Annotated in this window: 25 protein-coding genes; 7 read left to right on the forward strand and 18 right to left on the reverse strand. The window is 75.6% G+C overall.

Annotated features, from left to right (window positions below; all coding sequences use genetic code 11):
* The first annotated feature begins 228 nt into the window (after positions 1 to 228).
* Entirely contained in the window at positions 229 to 630 is a 402-nt protein-coding gene (locus AC1WTP_RS00005) for an MmcQ/YjbR family DNA-binding protein (protein WP_481647155.1), read from the forward strand.
* Between the two features lie 20 nt (positions 631 to 650).
* Here AC1WTP_RS00005 and AC1WTP_RS00010 read toward each other — a convergent pair whose 3' ends face one another.
* On the reverse strand, positions 651 to 1700 hold the full coding sequence (locus AC1WTP_RS00010; protein WP_481647156.1) for an L-dopachrome tautomerase-related protein: 1050 nt from the start codon (positions 1698 to 1700) through the stop codon (positions 651 to 653).
* Positions 1701 to 1918: 218 nt separating this feature from the next.
* On the reverse strand, positions 1919 to 2386 hold the full coding sequence (locus AC1WTP_RS00015) for an SLOG cluster 4 domain-containing protein (RefSeq protein ID WP_481647157.1): 468 nt from the start codon (positions 2384 to 2386) through the stop codon (positions 1919 to 1921).
* 205 nt (positions 2387 to 2591) lie between these two features.
* On the opposite strand from AC1WTP_RS00015, the gene AC1WTP_RS00020 reads away from it, so the two are divergent.
* The 5 genes from AC1WTP_RS00020 to AC1WTP_RS00040 all read left to right on the forward strand — a co-directional run bounded on the left by AC1WTP_RS00020 (position 2592) and on the right by AC1WTP_RS00040 (position 5318).
* Positions 2592 to 3272, forward strand: coding sequence for an SGNH/GDSL hydrolase family protein (locus AC1WTP_RS00020; RefSeq protein ID WP_481647158.1), 681 nt, complete (start codon positions 2592 to 2594; stop codon positions 3270 to 3272).
* Between the two features lie 234 nt (positions 3273 to 3506).
* On the forward strand, positions 3507 to 3869 hold the full coding sequence (locus tag AC1WTP_RS00025; protein ID WP_481647159.1) for a DUF2089 domain-containing protein: 363 nt from the start codon (positions 3507 to 3509) through the stop codon (positions 3867 to 3869).
* Positions 3866 to 4117: a hypothetical protein gene (locus tag AC1WTP_RS00030; protein WP_481647160.1), complete on the forward strand. Its 252-nt coding sequence runs from the start codon at positions 3866 to 3868 to the stop codon at positions 4115 to 4117. The genes AC1WTP_RS00025 and AC1WTP_RS00030 overlap by 4 nt, the downstream gene beginning before the upstream one ends.
* Positions 4118 to 4138: 21 nt before the next feature.
* Positions 4139 to 4567: an SHOCT-like domain-containing protein gene (locus AC1WTP_RS00035; protein ID WP_481647161.1), complete on the forward strand. Its 429-nt coding sequence runs from the start codon at positions 4139 to 4141 to the stop codon at positions 4565 to 4567.
* Between the two features lie 106 nt (positions 4568 to 4673).
* On the forward strand, positions 4674 to 5318 hold the full coding sequence (locus AC1WTP_RS00040; protein ID WP_481647162.1) for an alpha/beta fold hydrolase: 645 nt from the start codon (positions 4674 to 4676) through the stop codon (positions 5316 to 5318).
* Positions 5319 to 5525: 207 nt separating this feature from the next.
* On the opposite strand, the gene AC1WTP_RS00045 is transcribed toward AC1WTP_RS00040, so the two are convergent.
* From AC1WTP_RS00045 to AC1WTP_RS00095, 11 genes are all read right to left on the reverse strand, one after another.
* The gene (locus AC1WTP_RS00045; RefSeq protein WP_481647163.1) at positions 5526 to 6884 is read right to left on the reverse strand and encodes an ATP-grasp domain-containing protein; all 1359 of its coding nucleotides are present in this window, start codon (positions 6882 to 6884) and stop codon (positions 5526 to 5528) included.
* Positions 6885 to 6886: 2 nt separating this feature from the next.
* Positions 6887 to 7858, reverse strand: a complete 972-nt coding sequence (locus tag AC1WTP_RS00050; protein ID WP_481647164.1) for an alpha-ketoacid dehydrogenase subunit beta — start codon at positions 7856 to 7858, stop codon at positions 6887 to 6889.
* A 1-nt stretch (position 7859) separates the two neighbouring features.
* Positions 7860 to 8831 (reverse strand): thiamine pyrophosphate-dependent dehydrogenase E1 component subunit alpha, encoded by a 972-nt coding sequence (locus tag AC1WTP_RS00055; protein ID WP_481647165.1) that lies wholly within the window; start codon positions 8829 to 8831, stop codon positions 7860 to 7862.
* Between the two features lie 30 nt (positions 8832 to 8861).
* Positions 8862 to 9791 (reverse strand): phytanoyl-CoA dioxygenase family protein, encoded by a 930-nt coding sequence (locus AC1WTP_RS00060; protein WP_481647166.1) that lies wholly within the window; start codon positions 9789 to 9791, stop codon positions 8862 to 8864.
* Positions 9788 to 10879 carry a 4-hydroxyphenylpyruvate dioxygenase gene (hppD, locus tag AC1WTP_RS00065; RefSeq protein ID WP_481647167.1) on the reverse strand — a complete coding sequence of 364 codons (1092 nt, stop codon included), beginning with the start codon at positions 10877 to 10879 and terminating at the stop codon, positions 9788 to 9790. The genes AC1WTP_RS00060 and hppD overlap by 4 nt, the downstream gene beginning before the upstream one ends.
* A gap of 67 nt (positions 10880 to 10946) precedes the next feature.
* Positions 10947 to 12185: a beta-ketoacyl-[acyl-carrier-protein] synthase family protein gene (locus AC1WTP_RS00070; protein WP_481647168.1), complete on the reverse strand. Its 1239-nt coding sequence runs from the start codon at positions 12183 to 12185 to the stop codon at positions 10947 to 10949.
* Positions 12182 to 13798, reverse strand: a complete 1617-nt coding sequence (locus AC1WTP_RS00075; protein ID WP_481647169.1) for a class I adenylate-forming enzyme family protein — start codon at positions 13796 to 13798, stop codon at positions 12182 to 12184. Before AC1WTP_RS00075 ends, AC1WTP_RS00070 begins: the two co-directional genes overlap by 4 nt.
* Positions 13795 to 14322 (reverse strand): beta-ketoacyl synthase chain length factor, encoded by a 528-nt coding sequence (locus AC1WTP_RS00080; protein ID WP_481647170.1) that lies wholly within the window; start codon positions 14320 to 14322, stop codon positions 13795 to 13797. The genes AC1WTP_RS00075 and AC1WTP_RS00080 overlap by 4 nt, the downstream gene beginning before the upstream one ends.
* The gene (locus AC1WTP_RS00085; RefSeq protein ID WP_481647171.1) at positions 14319 to 15398 is read right to left on the reverse strand and encodes a beta-ketoacyl-[acyl-carrier-protein] synthase family protein; all 1080 of its coding nucleotides are present in this window, start codon (positions 15396 to 15398) and stop codon (positions 14319 to 14321) included. The genes AC1WTP_RS00080 and AC1WTP_RS00085 overlap by 4 nt, the downstream gene beginning before the upstream one ends.
* The gene (locus AC1WTP_RS00090) at positions 15391 to 15636 is read right to left on the reverse strand and encodes an acyl carrier protein (RefSeq protein ID WP_481647172.1); all 246 of its coding nucleotides are present in this window, start codon (positions 15634 to 15636) and stop codon (positions 15391 to 15393) included. The genes AC1WTP_RS00085 and AC1WTP_RS00090 overlap by 8 nt, the downstream gene beginning before the upstream one ends.
* Positions 15636 to 15902: an acyl carrier protein gene (locus tag AC1WTP_RS00095; protein ID WP_481647173.1), complete on the reverse strand. Its 267-nt coding sequence runs from the start codon at positions 15900 to 15902 to the stop codon at positions 15636 to 15638. The genes AC1WTP_RS00090 and AC1WTP_RS00095 overlap by 1 nt, the downstream gene beginning before the upstream one ends.
* Positions 15903 to 15917: 15 nt before the next feature.
* On the opposite strand from AC1WTP_RS00095, the gene AC1WTP_RS00100 reads away from it, so the two are divergent.
* Entirely contained in the window at positions 15918 to 16658 is a 741-nt protein-coding gene (locus AC1WTP_RS00100; protein WP_481647174.1) for a 4'-phosphopantetheinyl transferase family protein, read from the forward strand.
* Here AC1WTP_RS00100 and AC1WTP_RS00105 read toward each other — a convergent pair.
* The 5 genes from AC1WTP_RS00105 to AC1WTP_RS00125 all read right to left on the reverse strand — a co-directional run bounded on the left by AC1WTP_RS00105 (position 16586) and on the right by AC1WTP_RS00125 (position 21476).
* On the reverse strand, positions 16586 to 17980 hold the full coding sequence (locus AC1WTP_RS00105; RefSeq protein WP_481647411.1) for a class I adenylate-forming enzyme family protein: 1395 nt from the start codon (positions 17978 to 17980) through the stop codon (positions 16586 to 16588). The genes AC1WTP_RS00100 and AC1WTP_RS00105 overlap by 73 nt on opposite strands.
* Positions 17981 to 18274: 294 nt before the next feature.
* Entirely contained in the window at positions 18275 to 18577 is a 303-nt protein-coding gene (locus AC1WTP_RS00110; RefSeq protein WP_481647175.1) for a hypothetical protein, read from the reverse strand.
* Between the two features lie 57 nt (positions 18578 to 18634).
* Positions 18635 to 18961: an antibiotic biosynthesis monooxygenase family protein gene (locus AC1WTP_RS00115; protein ID WP_481647176.1), complete on the reverse strand. Its 327-nt coding sequence runs from the start codon at positions 18959 to 18961 to the stop codon at positions 18635 to 18637.
* The gene (locus AC1WTP_RS00120; protein ID WP_481647177.1) at positions 18958 to 20205 is read right to left on the reverse strand and encodes a beta-ketoacyl synthase N-terminal-like domain-containing protein; all 1248 of its coding nucleotides are present in this window, start codon (positions 20203 to 20205) and stop codon (positions 18958 to 18960) included. The genes AC1WTP_RS00115 and AC1WTP_RS00120 overlap by 4 nt, the downstream gene beginning before the upstream one ends.
* Positions 20202 to 21476, reverse strand: a complete 1275-nt coding sequence (locus tag AC1WTP_RS00125) for a beta-ketoacyl-[acyl-carrier-protein] synthase family protein (RefSeq protein ID WP_481647178.1) — start codon at positions 21474 to 21476, stop codon at positions 20202 to 20204. The genes AC1WTP_RS00120 and AC1WTP_RS00125 overlap by 4 nt, the downstream gene beginning before the upstream one ends.
* Positions 21477 to 21510: the final 34 nt, after the last annotated feature.

A 21510-nucleotide genomic window follows, 5' to 3' on the forward strand; every position in this document is an offset into this window, starting at 1 on the left:
CCACCCCACCCCCACCCCCACCACCCCCTGACGACCCACCCCCGCACCCCCTCCGCCACCCCGCCCGGTCTTGGTTGATCATGGATTTGGCGTCGGATTTCCGGCCCCGCTTGACGCGAACTTCATGGTCGACCGAGGGCGGCGGGGTCTGAGGTGGACCGGCCCGAGACGGGAGGGGGCTGACCAGCGCGCGACCCGTCGGGGGCGGGTGGCGCGTATCGTCGGGGCGTGGCCACCTGGGACGACGTCCGCCGCATCGCGCTGGACCTGCCGGAGACCAGTGAGCATCCGTCCTACAACGGGGCACCGGCGTGGCGGGTGAAGAAGAAGTCCTTCGTCTTCGAACGCCCGCTGCGCAAGGCCGACCGGGAGGCGCTCGGGCCGGCCGCGCCGGGCGGCTCGGTGCTCGGGGCGTACGTGCCCGACCTGGGGGCCAAGGAGGCGCTGCTCGCCGACGACCCCGCCGTCTACTTCACCACGCCGCACTTCGACGGCTACCCGGTGATCCTGGTGCGGCTCGACCGGATCGACGCCGAGGAGCTGACCGAACTGGTGGTCGAGGCGTGGTACGCCTGCGCGCCGAAGCGCCTCGCCGCCGCGTACCAGGCCGGGCAGGCCCCCTCGTCCTGAGCCGGTACGGCCGGACCGGCTCAGGGATGGTCGTTCGGGGCCGGCCGGGCGCCGACGGGCAGCCGGTAGATCCGCAGCGGCCGCTCGACGCCGTCCCGGCCACCGGCCATCCCGGCGGTGCGGTGCAGCTGGGTCACCGGGATCAGCAGGGCGCCGTCGCCGTCGATCCAGAGCGCGTCGGCGAAGACCAGGCGCGGGTCGGCGACCAGCACCTCGATGTCCCGGTCGGCGCCGATCCGCAGGATCCGGCGGCGGTCCACGTCGCTGAGGTAGACGGCGCCGTCGGCGTCGATCGCGGTCCCGCCGGTGGACGGGGTGTCGAGCCAGCGCTCGACGGCGCCGGCGAGGGTGTCGACCGGCACGTCGGGGTCGTCCAGCCAGCGGGTGGCGACCCGGGCGAGCGGGCCGCAGGCCGGCTGGAAGTAGAGGTGGGCGCCGTCCGGCGAGACCTCCAGCTGGTCGGCGTGCAGCCGGACCTCGGCGCCGCCCGGGTCCCGCAGCACGGTGCCGTCCGCGCTCAGCGGTCGGCCGGCGGTGGTGCTCCAGTGCCCGTCCAGCACCCGGCGGGCCCGGCCGCCGGGCAGGTCGAGCACGACCAGGCCGGGCGCCCCGGCGTCGGTGAGGTAGGCGGTCCGGCCGTTGAACCGGACGTCGTCGAGGAAACTGGCCGGTCGGGTCGCGGCGGTCAGGTCGTACGTGCGGGTGATCCGGTCGGTGGCGAGGTCGACGGCGAGCAGCCGGGGCCCGCCCGGTACGGGCGGTGCGCCGAACCCGGGGGTGCCGCTGTCGACGAGCCAGAGCAGCCCGTCCGGCCCGGTGCGCAGGCTGTTCACGGTGACGAAGGCGCCGTCCGGGTCGTGGTCGTCGCGAACCTCGTTCCAGGCCGCGTCCGGGTAGGGCACGGCCGTCCCGTCGGCCCGCAGCTCGGCCACCCTGATCCCCGGCCCGTCGGCGTTCGGGTAGCAGACGAACGTCCGCCCGGCCGCCGTCGTCACGCCGTTCCAGATCCGGTCCGAGGCGTGCGCGGGCACCAGCCGGTCGTCCTCCCGCTCCGGCAGCTCACCGCTCATCCCGCCCGCTCCCTCCGTCGCGACGCTCCCGGGCCGCGGCTACCCGCCGAGCCGCGCAGCATGCCCGCCGCCGCGCGGCGGGCGCCCCGCACCGGCGGACACCCGGCACCGGCACCCCGGCGGGCGATCCGCGGGACGGCCGGGCCGACGCCCTCCTCGGGCGCGGCACCTGCGGGTCAGGACCGGCGGGCAGCCGGCACGGTCCGCGCCCGGCGACGTCAATCCGACAGTGCCGCCGCGACGGCCTCCTCGGCGGTGGCGACGTGCACCGGGCCGGGGACCGGGGCGCCGTCGGCGTCGAGGATCCGCCACCCGGCCAGCACCACCACGGGGACGCCGCCGCGGCGCAGGCCGAGCGCCACCTCGCTGAGGGTGCCCCAGGACCCGCCGACGGCGATCACCGCGTCGGCGCTCCAGACCAGGATCGCGTTGCGGGCCTGACCCATGTTGGTGACCAGCACCGCGGAGCAGTCGGCCGGGCCGGGGTCGGTGCCGTCGTCCGGGCGTACCCCGATCACCAGGCCGTCGCGGGAGCGGGCGCCCGCGGCGACGGCGGCCATCACCCCGCCGCCGGCCCCGCAGAGCACGGTCGCGCGGCGCTCGGCGAGCAGCTCACCCACCCGGCGCGCGTACGCCAGCTCGGTCTCCGACGCGGACGCCGGGCCGCAGACCGCCACCTGCACCATCGTCGCGCCCCCTTCCGCCGCCCATCATGCCCCTGGCGGCCGGTGGCCTCCCGGCGGATCCAGCGGGGAGCCGTGGCGGGCCGGGGTCGGAAAGGCCACGTGCCGGCGGAGTGCCCCGCGGGATCGGCCGGCGGCGGCTGGCGTGGGTGGACCGGCCACCGTCGGAGCACTGGTCCCGGGTGACCCGGTCGGCTAGCGTGCCGGCATGGCATCGACGCTCACCGAATCGACGGATCCGTACTGTCTCCGGGACGGGGAGAGCGCGGCGCTGCTGCGCGGCCACCCGTGGCGGCGGTTCGTGGTGCTGGGCGACAGCGTGGCCGAGGGGCTGTGCGAACCGGTCGAGGGCTATCCCGACGTGCAGTGGGCCGACCGGATCGCCGCCGAGCTGCGCGCCGTCACGCCGGAGCTGGCGTACCTCAACCTGGGCCTACGGGGGCTGCGGGCGCACGAGGTACGGGCCACCCAGCTCGCCCCGGCGCTGGCGTTCGGCCCCGACCTGGCGCTGGTGGTCTGCGGCGGCAACGACGCCTTCTCGCCGGCCTACGACGCCGACGCGGTCGACGCGGAGCTGACCGCGATGGTCGAGGCGCTCCGGGCCGCCGGCGCGGACGTGATCACCGTCGGCATGTTCGACGTCTCGCACAGCCCGGCGGTGCCGCAGCGGCACCGGGCCGGCCTGGCCGGGCGGATGCGCCGGCTCTCGGCGCACACCGGCGCGCTCGCCGAGCGGCTCGGCACGCTGCACGTCCGGCTCACCGACCACCCGCTGGGCGCCGACCCGTCGATCTACAGCAGCGACGGACGGCACGGCAGCGCCCGCAGCGACGCGATCGCCGCCGCGGAGACCGTCCGCCGCCTCGGCGCCCACCTGACGACCGCCTGAGGGGCCCGGCGCCGCTACCAGTGCGGTCCATGGTCGGAGGAAACCGCTGCCGCGAGTGGACCCGGATCGCCGTCAACGAGCTCGGCTCCGGTTGCCACAGCCTGCTGACGCGATGGCGAGCCGGCCTCCGACACAGCCTTCCAGGTTGGGAAAATTAAGCTCTTCATGTTGAGACCTTAGAAAAATCAAGGTACAAATTAACAGCAGCGCGTTCGCCGACAGAGGGAGCCGAGGGTGGACTGGCAGGAACTGACCGACCTGACCCGCGGGCAGCCGTTCGTGGTCGAGCGGGTCCGCCTCACCGGCAACGGCGTCGCGGTCGAGGGTCGGTTCGAGCCGCCGCAGCTGGCTCAGCTGAGCATCGACGACCAGGTGTTCGTGGCCGCGTTCGTCCGGTCGCACGGTTCGATCAAGGAGATGGAGCGGATCTTCGGGGTGAGCTACCCGACGATCAAGTCCCGGCTCAACCGGATCGCCGAGCAGCTCGACTTCGTCGACACCGATCCGGCGCCCACCAGCGCCGATGTCGTCGACCGGCTGCGGCGGGGGGAGATCAGCGTCCAGGAGGCGCTGGCCGAGTTGGAGCGGTCCCGATGATCCCGCAGCTGGTGACGTACCGCCAACGCCGTCGCGACGGCCGCTGGCTGCGGCTGTACGTCCCGGTCGTGCCGGTCGTGCTGCTCCTGTCCCCGCTGCTGCTGGTGGCCGGGCTGGTCGCCTGCCTCGTCTTCCGGGTCAGCCCGGTGGGCGCGCTGCGCGGCGCCGGGCAGCTGCTGTGGGCGCTGCCCGGCACTCGGTTCGAGATCGAGCAGGGCCGAACGGCCGTGCTGGTCAGCGTCAGATAGGTCAGAAGGGGGAGGGACGACATGAACGAGCAGCGCCGCCAGGTCTTGGAGATGCTGGCTGAGGGCAGGATCACCGCGGACGAAGCCGAGCGGCTGATCCACGCCCTCGAACGAGAACTACCCGAGCCGCCCGACGCCACGCTCCGCCCGAAGCCCCGAAGGAAGTACCTGCGCGTGGTGGTGGTCTCGGAGGACGACGTCGGCGGCGACGGGCCGGCCCGGGTCAACGTCCGGGTCCCGCTGCAACTGCTGCGCGCCGGGGTCCGGCTCGCCAGCCTCATCCCCCCGCCGGCGCTCACCAGGGTCAACGACGCGCTGCACAAGTCCGGCGTACCCATCGACCTCACCCAGCTCAAACCGCAGCACATCGAGGACCTCATCGAGCAGCTCGACGACCTCACCGTCGACGTCGACCAGCCCGACACCAAGGTGCAGGTCTTCTGCGAGTAGCACCGCCACCCGCCGGACGACCGGGTCGGGCGACCGTCCGGCCAGCCGGCCTGCTGGCCCTGGAGAAAGGCCGACCATGAGCGGCAAGCGATCCGCCTGGACCGGCATGGTGCCGGTCGACGACACCGCGCTGTACGTGACCGACACCGGCGGGCCCGGTCGTCCCGTGGTCTACCTCAACGGCGCCTATGCCGACCAGTCGCACTGGCGGCGCGTCATCGCCGACCTCGGCAGCGACTACCGGCACATCACCTACGACGAGCGCGCCCGCGGCAGGTCGAAGCGCTCGGCGGACTATTCGTTCGAGGCGTGCCTCCGAGATGTGGACGCCGTCCTGACGGCCAGGGGTGTGGACCGGCCGCTGCTGGTGGGCTGGTCCTACGGAGGCGTCCTGGCATGGCACTGGGCCGCCCGGAATCCGGACCGCGTCCAGGGCGTGGTGTGCGTGGACGCCTTTCCGGTCGGGTTGACCGGCGCGGAAGGTCGGAAGCTGTTCCGCCGGATGCGGTTGTTGTTTCCGATCGCTGCCCGGCTGGGCCTGGCGGCGCGGATGACCGCCGACCAGCATGCCGATGTCAACATCGAGCTCAACGAGATCGCCGCCGCCAGCGTGCCGGTCCTCGACCGCCTGACCTGCCCGGTGCGGTTCGTCCTGGCCACGGGTGACAGCCTCGGGAGCCAGGACGGGGAGATGGAACAGGGGCGGAGCACGCTCGATCCGGTGCTCGCCCGCAACCCGAACGTAAGGTGAGCGCGAAGGTCGCGAGCAACCACAGCAAGATCCTGCGCAACGACTCCCCCGCCGTCGCCGAGGCCGTCCGTGAGCTCGCCGGCACCCGCGGCCACGCGGTCGGCTGAGGCGTGCCGGACGGCGTCCCGATCGGCCACCCGACACGCGGGGCAGTGGCCTCCTTGAGCGGTCGGCGGGCGGCCGGCCCGAGCCCGGCCGCCCCACCGCTCAGCCGACCACGAGCAGGCCGGAGAGCAGCACGCCGCGGGCCAGGTTGAGCACCCCGTCGCAGCCCGGGAAGCCGGTGCGGATGCAGGCGCCGGCCGGCCGCCGGCCGAACAGGTACGGCGCGATGCTGTAGGGCACCTCGGCGCTGACCGTCTCGCCGGTCTCGACGTGCACGAAGTCCAGCGGCACGTCGTCGGCGCGCACGTACTCCTGGAGGATGAAGCCGCCCCGCTCGACGGCCCGGGCCAGCCCGTCCCGCCACGCGTCGGCGTCGGTCTCCCGGCCGATCAGCACGTCCACCCCCGCCGAGCCGTCGGCCGGCTTCGCCACCAGGTCCAGCCGGTCGGCCACCGCCCGGTCGAGCAGCTCCGCCGTCAGCGACCAGGTGCGCGGCAGGTACCGCTGGACCAGGTCCCGGTCCGCCGGCGGCAGCGCGTCGACGTCCTCCCACAGCCAGGCGAGGGCGCGCTTGTTCGCGATCAGCCAGGCCGCCGCGGACGCCCACACCGGCACCGTCCCGGCCGCCAGCGCCGCCTCCAGCGCGTCCACCCCGGGGCCCGGGGTGACCCGGTTGGGCACGAAGAGCCGGAACACGGCGTCCACCGGGGCGCCGCCGGCCACCAGCCGCTGCCGCTCGTCGAGGCTCACCTCGGAGACCGGCGCGATGACCAGGTCCATGCCGTACGCGGCGGCCCGCTCGACCACCGGCGACAGCAACCGGAAGAAGCGCTGCCGGTCGTCCAGCCCCGGGTACTCGGCGTCGAAGTCGATCAGCATGGCGATCCGGGCGCCGTCGGGCAGGCCGAGCCCGGCGCGGATCGCCGCGAACCGCTGGTCCACCGCCGAGGGGGCCGCCGCCAGGCGGACCCGGTCGGTGAGGCCGCACCGCCGGTAGACCTCGACGAAGCGGCGCACGGTGGTGTCGGCGTCGAACGCCCCGCCGAGGCTGCTGTCGATGTTGTACTCCACCACCCGCGGCACCCCGCCGGAGAGCAGCACGTCCGGCCGGAACGCGGCCAGCAGCGCCTCGGTCAGCGGCTCGGCGTCGTCCAGCAGCCGGGTCGCCCCGGCCGGGACGCCGAGCAGCCGGCGCAACTCCCCCGCCGTGGCGGCGCGCCGCCGGCACGCCTCGAAGATCAGCTGGGCGAGCCGGTTGCAGACGGCGTTGAGCAGGTCCAGCGAGGTCCGGTCCATCACCGGCGGGCGGGCCAGCCGCCACTGCTTGTTGTACGTGGCCCGGCCGTCGAAGATCTCCCGCCAGGACTTCGCGCCGGCGGCCACCATCTCGGCCCGGACGTCGGCGGGCAGGTCCAGCCACGCCTGCGCGGCGGACGGCCAGCGGTGGTCAACGTCGATCATGTCTACCCGTCCTTCAGCACGTGTTGGATGGCGGTGCGCAGCTGGTCCCGGCCGGGTTGCACGGCCCGGTCCAGCGCGGGGGCGAACGGCAGCACCGCGCCGTCGGGGCGGGTGACCCGGCGCGGCGGCGCGAGCAGCGGCACCCGCTCGACCATCGTGGCGATCACCTCGGCGGCGATGCCGCAGGAGCGGTTCGAGTCGTCGACCACCACCAGCCGCCGGGTCCGGGCCACCGACTCGACGAGCGAGTCCCAGTCGAACGGGTGGAGCGTGCGCGGGTCGTAGACCTCCACCGACACCTGGTCGGCCAGTTCCTCGGCGACAGCCAGCGCGTCGTGCACCAGGTGCCCGACCGCGACCACGGTGACGTCGTCGCCGAAGCGGTGCACCCGGCCCCGGCCCAGCGGCACCGGGGCGAGCGCGGCGACGTCCACGTCGTCGCGGACGTCCAGCGCGCCGGCCGGGGCGAAGACCACCACCGGGTCGTCGCAGCGCACCGCCGAGACCAGCAGCCCGTACGCGTCGGCCGGGGTGGCCGGCACCACCGTGGTCACCCCGACGTGGGCGAAGAGGCTGTACGGGTGGTCGGAGTGCTGCCCCGCCCAGCCGGTCCGCGAGCCCGACCCGGGCACCAGGTAGGTCACCGGCACCGCGCACTGCCCACCGGTCATCAGCGGGAACTTGTGCGCGTGGTTGACGATCTGCTCGAAGACCAGGAAGAGCAGCGAGGGGATCTGGAACTCGACGACCGGCCGCAGCCCGGCCAGGGCGGCCCCGGTGGCGAAGCTGGTGAACGCCTGTTCCGACAGCGGGGTGTCGAGCACCCGGTCCGAGCCGAACCGGTTGAGCAGCCCGGCGGTGACGTTCGCGGCGCCGACCCGGATGTCCTCGCCGAGCAGGAACACCGCCTCGTCGCGGGCCAGTTCGTCGGCGAGCGCCCGGGTGAGCGCCCGCCGGTAGGAGAGCCTGGGCATGTCAGCCACCTCCGGTGCGGGCGGTCAGCCCGCTGGCGTACAGGTGCGCCAGCGCGCCGGCCGGGTCCGGCTCGGGGCTGGCCAGGGCGAACTCGACCGCCGCGGCCAGCCGTCGCTCGACCTCCGCGTCCACCGCCGCCCGGTCGGCGGCGCAGAGCCGGGCGCCCTGGATCGCCACCGGATCCCGGGACCGGCCCCGGGCCACCTCGTCGGGCGGGCGGTAGTCGAGGCGTACCACGTGCTCGAAGGTGTGGTGGGCGTCGAACCGGTAGGTGCGGGCCTCGATCAGCTCGGGGCCGCCGCCGGCGCGCAGCCGGGCGACGGCGGCCGCGGCGGCGTCGCGTACCGCCTCGGGGTCCTGGCCGTCCACCACGGTGGCCGGCATGCCGAAGGCCGCGGCCCGGCCGGTGATGCTGCCGGCCACCGCGCCCGCGACCGGCATGGTGGTGGCGTAGCCGTTGTTCTCGCAGACGAACAGCACCGGCACCCGCCAGAGCGCGGCCAGGTTGAACGCCTCCAGCAGCATCCCCTCGTTGACGGCGCCGTCGCCGAAGAAGCTCACCCCGACGGTGTCGCCGCCGCGGCGCCGGCGGGCCCAGACCGCCCCGGTGATGATCGCCCCGGACGCGCCGACGATGGCGTTGGCGCCGAGCACGCCGACGCCGAAGTCGGCGGCGTGCATCGAGCCGCCGCGGCCGGCGTTGAGGCCGGTGGCCCGGCCGCAGAGCTCGGCGAGCATCCGGGCCGGGTCGGCGCCCTTGGCGAGCACGTGCCCGTGCCCGCGGTGGGTGCCGGCGACCACGTCGTCGACACCCAGCGCGGCGCACACGCCGGCGGCGATCCCCTCCTGGCCGAGGTACGGGTGGATGCCGCCGACGATGTGCCCGGCCCGGACCAGCTCGATCGCCCGCTCCTCGAACCGGCGGATCAGCCGGACCGTCCGGTAGAGCCGGACCGGTTCGGCGTCGCTCACCGCCCGCGGCCCTCCTTGATCGCGGCCATGTCAGCCTCCCTGCGGGGCGCGGTGGCGCCAGATGACCGGGCAGTACTCGGGGTCGGCGTAGTCCGGCCGGCCGTCGTGGGTGCGGCGGACCAGCACGTCGTGGTTGTACGCGGCGAGCGTGCCGTCGGAGAGCGGATACTCCCGCCAGGCGTTCTCGCCGTCCTGCAGGTGCAGCGAGACGGCCTGGCGGGGGCGGCCGCTGACGTTCGGGCCGCTGCCGTGGTAGGTGCGGCAGTGGTGGAAGCTCACGTGTCCCTTGGGGATCACCATCGGGACCTTGCGGATCTCGGCGCCGTTGTACGCCGCGTTCCGGGCGAGCATCTCCTCCAGCTGGTCGCGGTCGCGTTCGGCGAAGTGCCGCACCACCGTGTCGTCGGCGCCGATCTCCCGCCAGCGGTGCGAGCCGTCGACCATGGTGATGGTGCCCATCTCCTCGCCGCAGTCGTGGAAGGGGATGAACGCGGTCAGCATCCGCTCGGACGACGAGGACGCCCAGTAGTGCTTGTCGAAGTGCCAGGGCACGATGTTGCTCGGCTCGCCGGAGATCGGCGGCTTGTGTATCAGCGTGGACTGGAAGACGCGGATCTCGTCGGCCCGGGCGAGCCGGGCGGCGACCGCCCCGATCAGCGGCTTGCGCAGGATCGCCGCGAGGCCGTCGTGCTCGTGGTGGACGTAGTCGTTGTGCCGCTGCACCGGCCCGTGCGCCGGCTCCCAGTAGGCCAGCTTCGGCGGGCGTACCGGCAGCCGGCGGTCCCGCTCGCCGGCGTAGTAGCGCTCCGCGGCGGCCGCGAGGGCGTCCACCTCGTCGTCGGTGAGCAGCTTCCTGGACAGGTACCAGCCGTGCTCGGCGTAGAACCGCACGTCGTCGTCGGAGGGCAGCAGCGCCTCCTCCTCGGCGGTCAGCGTCGGGTCGAACTCCGTCGTGGTCACGCACCCACCCCCTGCGGTACGGCCGCGGTCGCGGCCAGCTCCCGTTCCTTGGCCTCGTAGAGCGCCTTGATGTTGCCGCTGCCGAAGGTCAGCGCCCCGCGCCGCTCGATCAGTTCGAGGAAGAGCGTGCGGCGCACGTGCATCGACTCGGTGAAGATCTGCAACAGCTGCCCGGCGTGGTCCCGGTCGACCAGCACGCCCAGCTCGCGCAGCCGGTCCAGCGGCGCGTCGACCCGGCCGACCCGGGCCTCCAGCGCGTCGTAGTAGCTGCCGGGGGTGGCGGCGAAGCGCACCCCGCGCGCGGCGAGCGCACCGACCGCGGTGACGATGTCGTCGGTGCGCAGCCCCAGGTGCTGCACCCCGGCGCCGGCGTGCTGGTCGAGGAAGGCGTCGATCTGCCCCGGCCGGCGGCTCCGGTCGGGCTCCAGCAGCACCAACGTGACCCGGCCGGACGGGCTCTGCACCACCGTCGAGTTCATCGCCTGCCCGGCCACCTCGATGTGCTCGGCGAAGACCTCCGCGAAGCCGAAGACCTCCCGGTAGTGGCGGACGGTCTCGTCGAGCTGCCCCGGCGGCACGCAGACCGCCAGGTGGTCGATCTCGGTGAGCAGCTTGTCGTCCGCGCCCCCGGCCGGCGGCGTCATCGGCATCGCGCCCGGCAGGAACTCCCGCCGGTCGCCGCGCCGCTCGACCAGCCGGTGCAGCACGTCGCCGAAGCCGCCCACCTCGGCGGTGACCACCTCGGCGTCCGCGCCGGTGCGGGTGACCGGCGGGGTCACCCCGGTCGCGCCCCGGGCCAGCAGCTCGGCGTACGCCCGGGCGGCGTCGTCCACCTCGACGGCGACCACCGCGACGCCGTCGCCGTGCCGCTGCACGTACCGGGCCGCCGGGTGCTCGGCGGTCAGCCCGGAGGTGAGCACCATCCGGATGTCGGCCTGGCTCAGCAGCAGCGAGCGGCGACCGGCCAGCCCGGTCTCCGGGCCGCCCTGGCCGCAGAGGTGGAAGCCCACCGCCCGGCCGAAGTAGAAGGCGGCCTGTCGGGCGTCCCCCACGTAGAGTTCGATGTGGTCGATACCACGGATGTCCATGTCCCCAGCCCTTCCCCCCGTGCTCTGCCGTCGGGCGCGCCCCGCCCGCGGGTAGGTGCGGCGCCGGTCACCTCCCCGGCCGGGCGGCCCGCGCGAGCAGCAGGCTCACGTTCTGGCCGCCGAACCCGAAGGAGTTGGTCAGCGCGTACTCCGTCTCCGTCGCCCGGGGCTCCTTGCGGATGTGGTCGGCCGGGCAGGCCGGATCCGGATCGTCCAGGTTGTGCGTCGGCGGGAGCAGCCCACGGCCGAGCGCCAGCGCGGTGGCCGCCGTCTCCAGCACGCCGGACGCGCCGAGCAGGTGCCCGGTGAGCGCCTTGGTGGAGCTGACCGGCACCCCGTGCTCCCCGAAGACCTCCGCCAGCGCGGTGGTCTCGGCGATGTCGCCGAGCTTCGTGCCGGTGCCGTGCGCGTTGACGTAGCCGACCCGGGCGGCCGGCACGCCGCCGCTGGCCAGCGCCCGGCGCATGCACTCCGCCGCGCCCGCGCCGTCCGGCCGCGGGGCGGTCGGGTGGTACGCGTCGGTGGTGGCCCCGTAGCCGGCCACCTCGGCGTAGCCGGTGGCGCCCCGGGCGGCGGCGTGCTCGGCGCGCTCCAGCACCAGCAGCGCCGCCCCCTCGGCCAGCACGAAGCCGTTGCGGCGGGCGTCGAACGGCCGGCTCGCCGCGGCCGGGTCGTCCCAGCCGCGGGCGAGCGCCCGGGCGTTGCCGAAGGTGTCCGCGAAGGTGGGGAAGAGCGGCGCCTCGCTGGCCCCGCAGAGCACCACGTCCGCCTCACCGGCCCGGATCAGCCGGACCGCGTCGGCGACCGACTGGGCGCCGGAGGCGCAGGCGGTGCCGACCGAGGAGGTGTAGCCGCGGACGCCGTACCGGATCGCGATCCGCGCCGACGGCATGTTCGGCAGGATCCCGGTGAGCAGGTACGGGCTGACCGCCGCGCGCCCCCGCGCGGCGCGGGCCAGCACCTGCGCCTCCAGCGTGGCCATGCCGCCCACCCCGCCGACGATCACCGCGATCCGGCCGGGGTCGACGTCCCGGCCCACCTCCAGGCCGGCGTCGGCGAGCGCGTCGGCCGCGGCGTGCAGGGCCAGCACCACGATCCGGTCCAGCACCCGGGTCTCCGGGCCGGACGCGACGCCGCGCGGGTCGACCTCCGGCAGCAGCCCGGCCACCTCCAGGCAGTCGGCGACCGGGTGCCCGGCCGGCGGGCGGGCCAGCCCGGACCGGCCGGCGCAGAGCGCGTCGAAGGTGGCCCCGACGCCCCGCCCGACGGGAGTGAACAGGCCCATCCCGGTGATGACGGCGGTCACGACGCCGACCCGGTGAGGTAGCGCTCGCGCAGGGCGATCTTGCGCACCTTGCCGGTGACGGTGACCGGGAGGTCGGCGGCGCGGACCGGCACCACCCGGCGCAGGGTGGCGCCGACCTCCGGGCCGAGCGCGGCGCGGACCCGCTCGGTGCGCTCAGGCGCCGGGTCGGCGCCGGCGGCGAGTTCCAGCAGCACGTCGGTGACCACAGTGCCGCCGTCGGCGACGATCACCACGGTGCAGTCGGTGACGTCGGGGCAGGCGGCGAGGATCCGCTCCTCCGACATCGCCGTGTAGAAGCGCCGGCCGTCGCCGGCGTCGACCGAGTCGACGGCCCGGTCCAGGTGGTAGTACCGGCCGTCGGCGTCCGCGCGGACCAGGTCGCCGGTGAGGTACCAGCCGCGCCGGCGGAACCGGTGAGTGGTGACCGAGTCGTTCCAGTAGCCGCGGAACAGCGACGGCGAGTCGATGCCGAGCCAGCCCACCCGGCCGGGCGGCACCGGGTCGCCGTGCTCGTCGAGGACGGCCACCCTGGCGAAGCGGTACGGCCGGCCGATGCAGCGGCCGTACCGGTCGGTGTCGGCGCGGTGGGTGATGTGGAACATGGAGTGCCCCATCTCGCTGGAGCCGAGGCCGTCGATGAAGACCGAGCCGGGCACCCGGACCACCCCGTCGCGGGTGACGGTGTCCCGGGAACCGACCGCCACCAGCCGGCGGATGTGCGGCTCGTGCGAGCAGTCCCCGGTGTTGAACCACAGCCGCACCGAGTCCAGGTCGTACCCGGACAGGTCGAAGCGGGCCAGCTCCGCCCAGGTCACCGAGAAGCCGAACACCCCGTCGGGCCGCCACCGCTGGATCGCGTCGAGCACCCGCTCGCCGCCCTGCTCGGAGAGGAGGAACATCTCCGCCCGGTTGCCGAGCGCCTGGTTGACCATGAGCACGGTGGCGGTGTGCGGCGCGGGCAGCGCGTTGAGGATCCGGCTGGTGCCCTGCGCCTGGGGCATGGCGAGCAGGTGCCGGGTGGCGGCGAAGAGGCTGGCGTGCGAGTGCAGCACCGCCTTCGGCACCCCGGTGGTGCCCGAGGTGTGGGTGATGACGACCGGATCGTCGGCGTGGTGCGGGTAGTGCGCCGGGGCGGCGGCCGGGTCGCCGGTGCCCGCCTCGGCGGGGCTGCCGAGCACCGGCACGCCCGGGTCGTGCCCGGCCAGCAGCGCGGTGTGCGCGTCGTCGGCGAGCACCCCGACGCCGCGCAGCCGGCGGATGTACTCGGCCGCGATCTCCGGGCGGAGCTTGCCGTTCATCAGCGCCGGGATCGCGCCGAGCCGGGTCAGCGCGAGGTAGCTGAGCACCATGTCGGCGGCGGCGGTGGCCCAGACGGCGACCGGGTCCCGCGGCCCGATCCCCCGCGCGTGCAGCCAGGCGGCCCGGGCCGCGACCCGGTCGTCGAGCCGGCCGAGAGTGAGCGGGCGCTCGGCCGGGTGGCCGTCGACCGCGGTGTCGAAGGTGAGCCCCGGCCCGTCCGGGTCGGCGCCGTGCGCCAGCACCCGGGCCAGCACGTTGCCGGCGCCGATCCGCTCGTCGGCGGCCAGCACGGCGCGCAGTCCCCTGCTCCTCATCGGGCGGCTCCTCCCCCCAGCAGCACCGCGACGGCCGATGCCGCAGCCCCGTCGTCGGGTGCGTCGTCGATCAGGACCAGCAACGCCGCGTCGGCGTCGCCGTCGTGCAGCAGCAGGTCGGCCGCGGCGATCCCGTCGGCCCGCGGGTCACCGGTGGGCGCGAGGCAGAGCACCGGCCCGGCCAGCTGCCAGCGGGCGGCCACGTGCCCGGCCACGCTGTTGGGCACCGACTGGAAGAAGAACAGCGGCCCGGGCCGTCGGCCGGCGGCGACGGTGGCCCGCACGTGCGCCGCGCTGGCCCGGTCGCCCGCCGCGCTGACCAGCACGATCGCGGTACGCCCGCCGTCCGGCGCGGGCGCCGCGCGGTACGCGCGGGTCAGGCAGCGCTCGGCCACCGCCGCGACCAGCGGGTTGAACTCGGAGTGCAGGTACCCGGGCAGCGGCGGTGGTCGGCCGTCGCCGGGTTCCGGCCAGGCCGCCTCGGCCAGCACGGCGAGCCCGGCCGCCCGGTCCGGCCCGGTCACGCCGCACCGACCAGCAGGGCGGTGTTGGCGCCGCCGAAGGCGGCGTTGACGGTCAGCGCGTACCGGGTCGCCGCGGGCCGGGGCGCGTCGCGGATGACGTCCAGCGGGCAGTCCGGGTCGGGCCCGCGCCAGCCGGCGTTGACCGGCAGCTTCCCGTGCCGCAGCGCCAGCACGGTGACCACCAGTTCGAGCAGGCCGGACGCCTCCAGGGCGTGCCCGTGCAGCGCCTTGGTGGAGCTGACCGGGACGCCCGCGCCGGCCGGGCCGAGAGCCGACCGCAGGGCCGCCGCCTCGGCGGCGTCGCTGTGCCCGCCGGTGGCGTTGGCGTTGACGTAGCCCACCGCCCCGGCCGGCAGTCCGGCCCGGGCCAGCGCCACGCCGATCGCGCGGGCCAGGCCGCGGCCGGCCGGATGCGGCTGGCACGGGTGGTACGCGTCGCCGGCGCGTCCCCAGCCGAGCAGGTCGGCCAGCGGCCGCCGGGCGAGCCGGGCGGATTCCAGCACCACCGCGGCGACGCCGTCGCCGAGCAGCAGCCCGGTGCGGCCGGCGCTGAACGGGCGCACCGCCCCGTCGGTGGCGAGCGCGCGGCCGGCGTCGAAGAGGGCGTACTGGTCGGGCTCGACCAGGTAGCCGGCGGCGACCACCACCCGGTCGACGTCACCGCGGCGGATCAGCGCCGCCGCGTCGGCCACCGCGCTGGTCGCCGAGACGCAGGCGGTGGTGTAGACCCGGGTCGGGCCGCCGAGTCCGGTCCGGCCCGCCAGGGTGCCGGCGAGCGCCGGGACGCCCGGGCCGCCGTGCACGGCCAGCAGCAGCGCGCAGCCCGCCCGCCGCCCGGCGTCGAGCCCGGCCGCCCGGCACGCCCCGGTCACCGCCTCGGCCAGCTCGTCGGCGAGATCCCCCACCTCGGGCAGGGTGGCCGCCGCGTCCACCCGGCGGGCGCCGGTGTCGAACCGGCGGACCGGCCGGAACGCCGGCGCCCCGGCGAGCACGCCGGTCAGTTGCGCCGCCGCGCCCCGGCCGAGGGCGCTGGTCGCGTGGACGCCGGTGAGCTGGACCGGCGTCGGCTCAGCCATCTGCGGCGGCGGTCAGGGAGGTCCGGAAGACCGCCAGGGCGTCGTCGACGGTACGGATCCCGGCGAGCTGGTCGTCAGTGAGGTCGAGCGGCCGCTCGTAGCGCTGTTCGATCAGGTGCACCAGCCAGGCCAGCTCCATCGAGCCGATCCGCCCGGGCACCTCGGCGGCCGGTTTCCCGGTGAGTTCGGCGAGCATCGCCACCAGGTCGGCTCGCCCCAGCTCGGGCCGCCCGGTCATCAGGACCTGTCGCTCGTCGCCGTGGCGACCCGGTCGGCGACCATCGCGGTGAACTCGCCGACCGTCATCAGCGCGAGCCGCTCCGACTCGTCGTCGGCGAACTTCAGCCCGTAGCGGTCCTCCACCCGGACGGCCAGGTCGGCGAGGGCCAGCGACTCCAGGTCCACTCCGGACGGGCCGAGCGTGGTGTCGTCGTCGATCCCCTCGACGTCGTAGTTCATGTCGGCGAGCTGCTCGATGACGAAGGCGCGGACCTCGGTTGACATGGTTAACCTCTTTCCGTGAGCCAGCTACCGGCGCCCGGTCGGGACACCGTGCACGTGTGGGTCGGCCGTACCGCCGGCGGTCGGCCGGGGCTGGCCGGGCGGCTGCTGCGGCGGGCGGGGGCCACGCTGCTCGGCCGCGCGGAGGGGGAGCTGGTGCTGCGGCACGCCCCCGACGGGCGCCCGCTGGTCGGCGTGCGGGGGCCGGGTGGCCGCGAGGTCGCGCTGCCGGTCAGCGTCAGCCGCGGCGACGGCGTGGTGGTGGTCGCCGCCCGCCGGGCGGGGCCGGTGGGGGTCGACGTGGAGCGCCGCCGCGAGCTGCCCGCGCTCGCGCTGGCCCGGCGCTGGTTCACTCCCGCCGAGGTGGCCTGGCTGGCCGCCCGGCCGCTGGACCGCCGGGCGGTCGACTTCCTGCGGCTGTGGACCGCCAAGGAGGCGGTGGGCAAGGCGCTCGGCGTGGGGCTGCGCGGCGGTGGCCTGCGCCGACCGGTGCCGCCACCCGGCGGCGGCGGTGACCTGCTGCGGCCGGTGCCCGGTCGGGACGACCTGCGGGTCGGGCACCCGGCGGCCGGCGAAGCGCTGGTCCTGGCGGTCGCGGTCGCCGGCGCGGTCGGCCCGTCCGGCGCCGAGGGTGGCGTCGAGGTGCTCGTGGTGGACGAGGGCGTCGGGCTGGTACAGCGGACCGGTCACGACGTCGCCGCCGAGAGCAGCACGGCCGCGGAGCGGACCAGCTTGCCGGTGGTGGTGCGGGGCAGCTGATCGAGCAGGCGCACGGTACGCGGGCGTTTGTAGCCGGCCAGCCGCTCGGCGAGCAGCTTGTCCAGCACCTCCTCCGACAGCGGCCCGTCCGGTTGCACGTACGCGGTGATGCCGTCGTCCCAGACCACCACGGCGGCGGCGACCCCGGGCAGTTCGCCGACGGTCGTCTCCACCTCGGTGAGGTCGACCTTCATCCCGCCGACCGAGACCTGCGAGTCCAGCCGCCCGAGGACGGTGACCAGGCCGGTGTCCGGATCGACGGCGCCCGCGTCGCGGGTGCGCAGCCAGCCGTCGGCCCACCGGGTCGGGTCGCTGAGCCCGACGTACGGCGAGGCGGGGCAGCTGACCCGGAGTTCGCCGTCCACCGCGCGGACCTCGATGCCGGGCGCCGGAGCGATCGCCGGCCGGTGCCGGCCGTGCAGGTCGGTGCCGATGACCCCGACCTCCGTCATCCCGTACATGTTGCCCAGCGGCACGCCGAAGCGGTCGGTGAACGCCCGGGCGACCGCGGCCGGGACCAGTTCGCCGCCGGTGGTCATCCGCTTGAACTGGGGCAGCGGGCCGGCGGGCCGGGTGGAGGCGAGCAGTCCGATGTGGAAGGGCACGCCGAGCACGGTGGCCGGGGTGTCGCCGCCGGCGATGGCGGCGAGCACGGCGTCGCCGCTGAGCCGTTCCGGCGGGACCAGTTCCACCCCGGCGTGCAGGCCGTAGAGCAGGCCGCCGACCAGGCCGAGCACGTGCACCATCGAGGGCAGCAGGACGATCCGCTCGCCGGGCAGCGCCACCCCGTCGATGCGGGTGTAGCGGCGCACCTCGGCGACCAGGTCGGCGGCGGTGCGGCCGATCACCTTGGACGGTCCGGTGGAGCCGGAGCTGAGCTGGATCACCGCGTGCCCGCTCACGGCGGGTCGGTCGGCGTAGCCGGTGACGCCCGCGGTGACGTCGACGAAGATCCGCAGCGCCCCGCCGCCGGTGCGCACCGGCGCCACCACCAGCTGCGGGGTGAGCCGGCGCAGCGCCCGGTCCACCTCGTGGTCGGTGAGCCGGTGGTCGAGCAGGATCGCCTGCGCCCCGGTACGCCAGGTGGCCAGCAGGTGCACCACGTACGCCAGCGAGGGCGGCAGCCGCAGCGCGGCGGCCCCGCCGCGACGCAGCCCGGCCGCGGCGAGCCGGGTCTGGGCATCGGTGACCAGCCGGCGCAGGGTGGCCCGGTCGACCGGCGCCGGCAGCCGGAGACAGACGTCCCCGGGGCGGCCGTCGAGCAGCACCTCGTCGACCCAGTCCGGGTCCGTCCGCAGGGGGTCTCCTGTCGACTGGTGCATCGCCACCGCCGTCACCGCCCAGCATCGAACAGGGCGGGATCCGCCCAGGAAAAGTGCTTGTCGGGGTGCTGCGGGGGAACCGTACGCCAGCGCTCGGATTCATCGCCAGATGCAAATGGCTAGATCAAAACGAGCGGCTGGCCGGATTGCCGACGAGCCGTTCGGCGGGGCAGGATCGGGCAGGTATGCCCACCGAGCGCAACCGAGTGATGACCCATCGTGCGTCCGGCGCGCACCACCGACCGGACGGCCGATGGCGCTCGGTGGCGGTCCTGCGGTCGTGTGGCGGAGAGGTCAGGGTGCCGGCGGGAGCGCGACGCGGGCGGTGCGCCGCTCCCCGTCCATCGCGCGCATCGCGCGGGCCAGGGTGGCGGCGTGCAGTTCGGTCTCGCCGCGCTCGCGCATCAGCTCGGCGACCGCCGCGACGGCCCGTGCCTCGGCGGCCAGGGCCTGGGCGGCGATCACGCAGCCGAGCGGGTCGAAGTGCCCGCTGTCGCGGGCCGGGTTGAGCCGGGCGACCAGGTCGACGACACGCAGGTACCGCTCGACGAGTTCCTGTTCGGTCCGGGTCAACGCGGGCAGGTCACGGTCGCTCATCCCTCGCAGCCTGCCATCCGGGCCGGCGGGCGACCGCCCCTCGGCCACCGGCGGGGCTCAGGCCGGGGCCGTGGCCGGGGTCTGCGCCTGCACGAGGAAGCGCAGCGACCGGGCGTCGGTGAAGCACTCCCGCATCGGCCGAACCAGGTCGCGGTGCTCCGGACTGCGTTCCCACGCCTCGAAGTCGGCCAGCGCCGCCCACTCGCTGGTGATCAGCCACTGCTCCGGATCGGTGGCCGAACGGCACACCTGGTCCACCAGGTGCCCCGGCACCCCGTCGGCGACCAGATGCCGGATCTGCTCGTACGCGGCGAGGAACGCCGCGGTGCGGGCCGCCGGCACCCGCACCAGGAAGACCACCCGGGCCCGCTGCTGGTCGGTCATCGCCCCACTCCTCTCAGCGGTGCCGCGCCGCGCAGCACCAGGGCACTGTTGAAGCCGTCGAAGCCGCGCGCGCCGACCAGGGCGATCCGGCTCTCCGGTCGGCGGTGCGCGCGCAGGAAGTCCAGCTCGCAGCCCTCGGCCACGTCCTGCGGCCCGGCCGAGGCGGGCAGCGTGTCGTGTTGGAAGGCGAGCAGCGCGGTCGCCACGTCCACCGCCGAGCCGCCCTGGTGGGCCCGGCCGGTGAGCGGCTTCTGCGTGGTCACCGGGGGTGGGCGGGTGCCGAAGACGGCGCGCAGCGCGGTGGCCTCGGTGCGGTCGTAGCGGGGCACGCCGAGGGCGTCGGGCAGCACCACGTCCACCTCGGCCGGGTCGACACCGGCCCGGCCCAGGGCCAGTCGCATGGCGCGGGCGTACTGCCGGGGGTCGCCGGCGCTGTCCGGTCCGGTGTGGACGCCGTCGTGGGTGGCGCCCCACCCGGCCACCTCGCCGTAGACCCGGGCGCCGCGGGCGAGCGCACGCCCCAGTTCCTCCACCACGAAGACCGCGCCGCCCTCGGCGGGGAGGTAGCCGCTGGCGGCGGCGTCGAACGGCCGGTAGGCCCGCTCCGGGTCGGCGACGTCGCTGAGCAGCCCGGAGCGCAGCTGGCAGGCCAGGGCGTACGGGCTCAGCGGGCACTCGGTCGCCCCGGCGATCACCACCGGGGTGCCCCGGCGGATGGTGCGCACCGCGTGCGCCAGGCTGTCCAGGCCACCGGCGGACTCGGCGGCCAGCACCCCGCACGGCCCCTTGAACTGGTGGTGGATGGAGAGCTGGCCGACGCTGGCCGCGTAGAACCAGGCGATCGACTGGTACGCCCCGACGGTCCGTGCCGGCGAACCCCAGAGCCGTTGCAGCTCCCGCTGCCCGAACAGGTTGCCGCCGGAGGAGCTGGCCAGGGTGACCGCCCAGCCGTACGGGTCGGGGGCCCGCTCGGGCAGGCCGGCGTCGGCCAGCGCCAGCCGGGTCGCGGCGAACGCCAGGTGCGTCCACCGGTCGGTCTGCACCAGCCGCCGGTTGTCGGCGTACGCGGCGGCGTCGAAGCCGGGCACCTCGCCGCCGTGCCGGGTGGGATAGCCGGCCGGGTCGAAGAGGGTGAGCGGCCCGGTCCGGCGGGTGCCGGCCAGCACGGTCCGCCAGTGCGCGTCCGCGCCGACGCCGCTGGGCGCCACCACGCCGATCCCGGTGACCACGGCGCGGGCGGTCACGCCGGCACCGTCCGGGGCAGCCGGCGGAACAGCATGGCGGACTGGAAGCCGCCGAAGCCGCTGCCGACCGAGAGCGCCACGTCCACCGGCAGCTCGCGTGCCTCGTTCGGCACGTAGTCCAGGTCGCACTCCGGGTCCCGGGTGGCCCAGTTGGCCGTCGGCGGCACCACGCCGAACTCGATGGCCAGCGCGCAGGCCGCCATCTCGATCGAGCCGATCGCGCCGAGCGAGTGCCCCACCATCGACTTGATCGAGCTGACCGGCACCCGGTACGCGGCCTCGCCGAGCGCCCGCTTGAACGCCGCCGTCTCGTGCCGGTCGTTCTGCCGGGTGCCGGAGCCGTGCGCGCTGACGTACGACACGTCGGCCGGGGCGAGCCGGGCCTGCCGCAGCGCGGCGGTGATGGCCAGCGCCATCTCCACCCCGTCGGGCCGCAGCCCGGTCATGTGGAAGCCGTTGCTGCGGCTGGCGTAGCCGGCGACCTCGCAGTAGACGTGCGCGCCACGCCGCCGGGCGTGCCCGGCCTCCTCCAGCACCAGCACCGCCGCGCCCTCGGCGAGCACGAAGCCCTGCCGGTCGGCGTCGAACGGCCGGGACGCGTGCGCCGGGTCGTCGTTCTCCGGGCTGGTCGCCTTGATCGCGTCGAAGGAGGCCACGGTGACCGGGGAGATCGGCGAGTCGGCCGCCCCGGCCAGCACCACGTCCGCCTCGCCGTCGACGATCAGCTGGTGGGCGTACCCGATGGCGTCGATGCCGGAGGTGCAGCCGGTGGAGACCACCTGGGCCGGGCCGTGCAGGCCGTGCCGGCAGGCCACGTCCGCGGCCAGGCTGCTGGGCACCAGCGCCTGGTAGAGGTACGGGCCGCCGCGGGCGTGGTCGACCAGCCAGCGGCGGCCGGTGTCGCTGACCGTGACGTACTCCTGCTCCAGCGCCATGGTGCCGCCGACGGCGGTGCCGAGCACCACCCCGGCGTGGTCCCGCTCGGCCTCGGTGAGCTCCAGGCCGGCGTCGGCGACGGCCTCGGCGGCGCAGGCCAGCGCGAACTGCACGTACCGGTCGGCGCGGCGTCGCTCGGTCTCGGTGAGCCCGGCGGCGACCGGGTCGAAGTCGCACTCGGCGGCGATCCGCGACCGGAACGGCGACGGGTCGAAGAAGCTGATCCGGCGGGTCGCGGTGCGCCCCTCGGTGATCGCCTTCCAGAACCGGTCCCGGGTCACGCCGCCCGGTGCGACCACCCCGATGCCGGTCACCACCGTGCGGCGGCCGGTCACGACGCCACCTCGGTTCGCGACTGCGGGGCTCGCA

The organism is Micromonospora sp. R311 (assembly GCF_056780015.1).

What these genes read in the sequence shown, in the direction of transcription:
- AC1WTP_RS00040 (WP_481647162.1), top strand. Translation starts at nt 4,674, where the DNA reads ATGGTGCCGGTCGACGACACCGCGCTGTACGTGACCGACACCGGCGGG.
- AC1WTP_RS00110 (WP_481647175.1), bottom strand. Translation starts at nt 18,577, where the DNA reads ATGAGCGACCGTGACCTGCCCGCGTTGACCCGGACCGAACAGGAACTC.
- AC1WTP_RS00030 (WP_481647160.1), top strand. Translation starts at nt 3,866, where the DNA reads ATGATCCCGCAGCTGGTGACGTACCGCCAACGCCGTCGCGACGGCCGC.
- AC1WTP_RS00050 (WP_481647164.1), bottom strand. Translation starts at nt 7,858, where the DNA reads ATGCCCAGGCTCTCCTACCGGCGGGCGCTCACCCGGGCGCTCGCCGAC.
- AC1WTP_RS00090 (WP_481647172.1), bottom strand. Translation starts at nt 15,636, where the DNA reads ATGACCGGGCGGCCCGAGCTGGGGCGAGCCGACCTGGTGGCGATGCTC.
- AC1WTP_RS00115 (WP_481647176.1), bottom strand. Translation starts at nt 18,961, where the DNA reads ATGACCGACCAGCAGCGGGCCCGGGTGGTCTTCCTGGTGCGGGTGCCG.
- AC1WTP_RS00010 (WP_481647156.1), bottom strand. Translation starts at nt 1,700, where the DNA reads ATGAGCGGTGAGCTGCCGGAGCGGGAGGACGACCGGCTGGTGCCCGCG.
- AC1WTP_RS00085 (WP_481647171.1), bottom strand. Translation starts at nt 15,398, where the DNA reads ATGGCTGAGCCGACGCCGGTCCAGCTCACCGGCGTCCACGCGACCAGC.
- AC1WTP_RS00075 (WP_481647169.1), bottom strand. Translation starts at nt 13,798, where the DNA reads ATGAGGAGCAGGGGACTGCGCGCCGTGCTGGCCGCCGACGAGCGGATC.
- hppD (WP_481647167.1), bottom strand. Translation starts at nt 10,879, where the DNA reads ATGGACATCCGTGGTATCGACCACATCGAACTCTACGTGGGGGACGCC.
- AC1WTP_RS00045 (WP_481647163.1), bottom strand. Translation starts at nt 6,884, where the DNA reads ATGATCGACGTTGACCACCGCTGGCCGTCCGCCGCGCAGGCGTGGCTG.
- AC1WTP_RS00035 (WP_481647161.1), top strand. Translation starts at nt 4,139, where the DNA reads ATGAACGAGCAGCGCCGCCAGGTCTTGGAGATGCTGGCTGAGGGCAGG.
- AC1WTP_RS00020 (WP_481647158.1), top strand. Translation starts at nt 2,592, where the DNA reads ATGGCATCGACGCTCACCGAATCGACGGATCCGTACTGTCTCCGGGAC.
- AC1WTP_RS00015 (WP_481647157.1), bottom strand. Translation starts at nt 2,386, where the DNA reads ATGGTGCAGGTGGCGGTCTGCGGCCCGGCGTCCGCGTCGGAGACCGAG.
- AC1WTP_RS00095 (WP_481647173.1), bottom strand. Translation starts at nt 15,902, where the DNA reads ATGTCAACCGAGGTCCGCGCCTTCGTCATCGAGCAGCTCGCCGACATG.
- AC1WTP_RS00105 (WP_481647411.1), bottom strand. Translation starts at nt 17,980, where the DNA reads ATGCACCAGTCGACAGGAGACCCCCTGCGGACGGACCCGGACTGGGTC.